A 3,502-nucleotide genomic window follows, 5' to 3' on the forward strand; every position below is an offset into this window, starting at 1 on the left:
TCGACGCCGCGCGCGCGAGTTTCAAAAAAAGGAAGTCGCGCCATTAACGATCGGTCTCGCCCCATCGATTTCCGCTTCGCTCGTCGTCGAGCCGATCGCCGAGATTCGCAAATTCGTCCCCGGCCTGCATGTCGAGCTGCGGGAAGAGCCGCCAAGTCGCCTCGTCGAGCTTCTGTTGGAGGGCGAGGTCAATGTCGCCCTGGTTGGAGATCTCGACGATAGACCGGAACGGATCGACGATTGGGCGCTGTTCGAAGAGCGCTATGTCGCCGTTCTTGCTCCATCGCATGAACTGGCAGACCGTCCAGTGATCGGAATGGAAGCGCTTCGCGAAGCCACCATTCTCGATCGTTCCTACTGCGACGTGGCGCCGAAATTTCTCCGCCGCTGCTTTCCCGACGCGCCGCCGCGTCACAATCATCGCAGTTGCCGCGACTTGCACCTGCAGCATTTGGCCGCCGCCGGGTTTGGAATAGTGCTGGCGCCCGAGCATATGCCGCGGCTACCCACCCTGAAGGCGCTTCCGATCGATGGCGATCCGGTATGGCGAGAGGTCCGGCTTCTTGCCGTGCAGGGCCGACGCTACTCACCGGCGCTGGACGCCTTCATCAAAGTTGTGCGCTTGCACGACTGGTCTCTTCATGCGGGATCGCCTCTCCAATCCGGGCGTCACAGCCACCTCGACGCGACCGGCATGTCCGCATGACTCCGCATATTGCTTATTTCTTGAGATGCCTGGTGTGCAGATGACCGTCGAATTGATGTCCGACCATTTAACCAAGACCCTCAGTCAGGTGCGCAACGAGCTTTTGGCTGGGCTCAATGACACGGACAGGAAGGCGTACCACTTTCTCGTCGATTGGGTTCGCGAGACTGATATCGCGTCACGCGCATTGAAGGTCGGCGACACGGCGCCAGATTTTCTTCTGCCCGACGCACATGGGCGACTTCATTCGTCCGAACAGCTTCGTGGCGAAGGGCCGCTGGTCATTAGCTTCTATCGAGGTGGATGGTGCCCATGGTGCAATGCTGAGCTTCGCGCCCTTCAAGCGGCCAAGTCCCAATTTGATAGTCTGAAGGCGAACCTTGTTGTCGTGTCTCCCGAGACCCGTGATCTGCCGAGGCAGTTGAAACGCCAGTTGAACCTCGACCTGACGATGCTCGCGGACGTCGACCATGGCGTGGCGATTTCTTACGGCGTCCTATTTCGTGTCCCCGACGAAACCAGGGCGCACTACTCCGGGCAGGGTTACGACTTCGGGCACCGTCATGGATCGACTGAGTGGATGTTACCGATCCCGGCGACTTTCGTGATCGATCAAGACGGTGTCGTCAGAAGCGCCTTCGTCGACCCCGATTTTACGATCCGCCAAGAGCCATCCGACATCCTCGACAAAGTTCGCCATCTTGCCGGATCTCAGGCTGAGGAAACTTGTGCATCCGATGAATAATGTCCGCCGGAGCTCCTGAACCACGATGCCAGCGAAGGAGCAGCCGATGAAAATCGATTTGTCGGGCAAAACCGCGATCGTGACCGGCTCCACGAGCGGCATTGGTCTTGCCATTGCCAAGGGCCTTGCGGGAGCCGGCGCGAGCGTTGTCGTGAACGGCCGATCGGAAGCCGGTGTGGGCGCCGCGGTCGTGTCGATCACGAAGGGTGTGCCATTTGCCAAGGTGAGCGGGGTCGTCGCGGATGTGTCGGCGGCATCGGGCTGTGCGAAGCTGGTTGAAGCGGTGCCGAGCGCCGACATCCTGATCAACAACCCCACAATATTCGAGCCGAATGATTTCTTCGACACCAGCGATGAAGACTGGTCCCGCTTCTTCGAGGCGAACGTGATGTCAGCTGTGCGTTTGTCACGCGCTTACCTGAAAGGAATGCTCGACCGCAATTGGGGCCGGATCGTTTTCGTTTCGTCGGAAGCCGCGCTGAGCTTTCCGACGGAGATGATTCAATACGCCGCGAGCAAAACCGCGCAGCTTGCTATCTGGCGCGGGCTCGCGGACTTGACCAAAGGTACGGCCGTCAGCGTCAACTCCATGTCGCCGGGACCGACTTCATCTGAAGCCGTCGAGACGTTCGTGAAGGAACTCGCCAAACAGAATGGACAGCTGGAAGAGGAAGTTGCAGTGCCCTTCGTCAAGCGGCATCGTTCGACGCAGTTGATCCAACGCTTCCCGCTCGTCTGACTCGCCGGCTGGTCGCGGCAAAATCGGTCGCGCATCGCGCATCGCGCAGCCGCAATCCTCGGTCCTTGGTCGCGAAAAATGACCTCACCAGCCTCGTCCCTTTACTTGCCTCTCCACTCACTTTGATCTTGAGCGATGGCCGGCAAGGCCATCGCCGTGCCAACAGCCGATAGCTTCAACTCGCGCCGCACCGCTGATTTTTGCGCGCCGTGCCGATGGCATCAAATCTATAGCCAAAGGTCATTGGACCATCGCGTTTCGCCGGCCCTATTTTCGGTCGTCTGCAAAGGAATTCGGAAAATGAAGACTTACCACACACAGGCAGGTGGACGATGAATGCAATCCTTGTGATGGACCAGGCGACGGCAGCGGCTCGCCGGTGCCGTCCGGATCGACAGCCCACGTCCTATCAGCCCTGCCGAGGGCAATCCAGGAACTTGCCCATGGCTCCCAGCATGTGATGTCGGGCAGGCCCCATCCCTGCAGCAATTCCAGCAAAGCGAACGAAAACACTCTTGTATCTCAACCTATCGCTTCACCCATAGGAGCCACCATGACCAACGCAATCGCCGTGAACAACCCCGTCGTCGAAACCATCCTCAGCCGCAGGGCCACCAAGTACTACGACCCTACCGTCACTCTGAGCGACGACCAGATCCGCGAGCTGGTGCGAATTGGCACCACCGCGCCGACATCCTTCCACCTGCAGAACTGGCGCTTCATCGCCGTGCGCTCGCCTGAAGCCAAGGCTCGCCTGCATCCGATCGCTTGGAGTCAGCCGGCGATCACCGATGCGGCCGTTACCTTCATCGTCGTCGGCCAGCTGGCCGATTCCAGCGTAATTCCAGATCGCCTGGCCCCGGTGGTGGAAGCGGGCATCATGCCGGAAAGGTTGGTGCCGGAATGGGAAAACCCTGCGCGGGATCTGTATATGGAATACCCGCAGCGCCAGCGCGACGAGGCCGTACGCACTGCCACCTTCGGCGCCGCGGCGATGATCTATGTGGCCCGCTCATGGGGCTTGGGTTCGACGCCGATGATCGGTTTCGACGACAAAGCGGTGCACCTCGAGTTCGGACTGGCCGAGGACGAAGTGCCGGTCATGCTGTTGTCGGTAGGGGCGGAACGTCCCGGAAACTGGCGGCAGAAGCCGCGCCGCCCGGTGGCCGATGTGCTAGATTTCGTATAATTTCTAGTAAAATCAGTTAGTTACGGAGACTATAATGGCAAGATCTGCTGCTCTAAAGCCGGAACAGGTTCCGGCCGAATCGAAACCGACTCTCGATGCGTTCACCAAGAACGTCGGGTTCAC

Annotated in this window: 4 protein-coding genes and 1 pseudogene; all 5 read left to right on the top strand. The window is 59.5% G+C overall.

Annotated elements, in window-relative coordinates; all coding sequences use genetic code 11:
• The coding region (locus PY649_RS34540; protein ID WP_285873542.1) for a LysR family transcriptional regulator substrate-binding protein at positions 1 to 706 on the top strand (706 nt) is incomplete at its 5' end.
• Positions 707 to 746: 40 nt separating this feature from the next.
• Positions 747 to 1,451, top strand: a complete 705-nt coding sequence (locus PY649_RS34545) for a peroxiredoxin-like family protein (RefSeq protein ID WP_285873544.1) — start codon at positions 747 to 749, stop codon at positions 1,449 to 1,451.
• 46 nt (positions 1,452 to 1,497) lie between these two features.
• Positions 1,498 to 2,190 carry an SDR family NAD(P)-dependent oxidoreductase gene (locus tag PY649_RS34550; protein WP_285873546.1) on the top strand — a complete coding sequence of 231 codons (693 nt, stop codon included), beginning with the start codon at positions 1,498 to 1,500 and terminating at the stop codon, positions 2,188 to 2,190.
• A gap of 553 nt (positions 2,191 to 2,743) precedes the next feature.
• On the top strand, positions 2,744 to 3,379 hold the full coding sequence (locus PY649_RS34555) for a nitroreductase family protein (protein WP_285873548.1): 636 nt from the start codon (positions 2,744 to 2,746) through the stop codon (positions 3,377 to 3,379).
• Positions 3,380 to 3,413: 34 nt separating this feature from the next.
• A pseudogene (locus PY649_RS34560) lies at positions 3,414 to 3,502 on the top strand (carboxymuconolactone decarboxylase family protein); the annotation flags it as partial.

This window comes from Rhizobium mayense (assembly GCF_030272705.1).
Taxonomy (GTDB): Bacteria; Pseudomonadota; Alphaproteobacteria; order Rhizobiales; family Rhizobiaceae; genus Rhizobium; species Rhizobium mayense.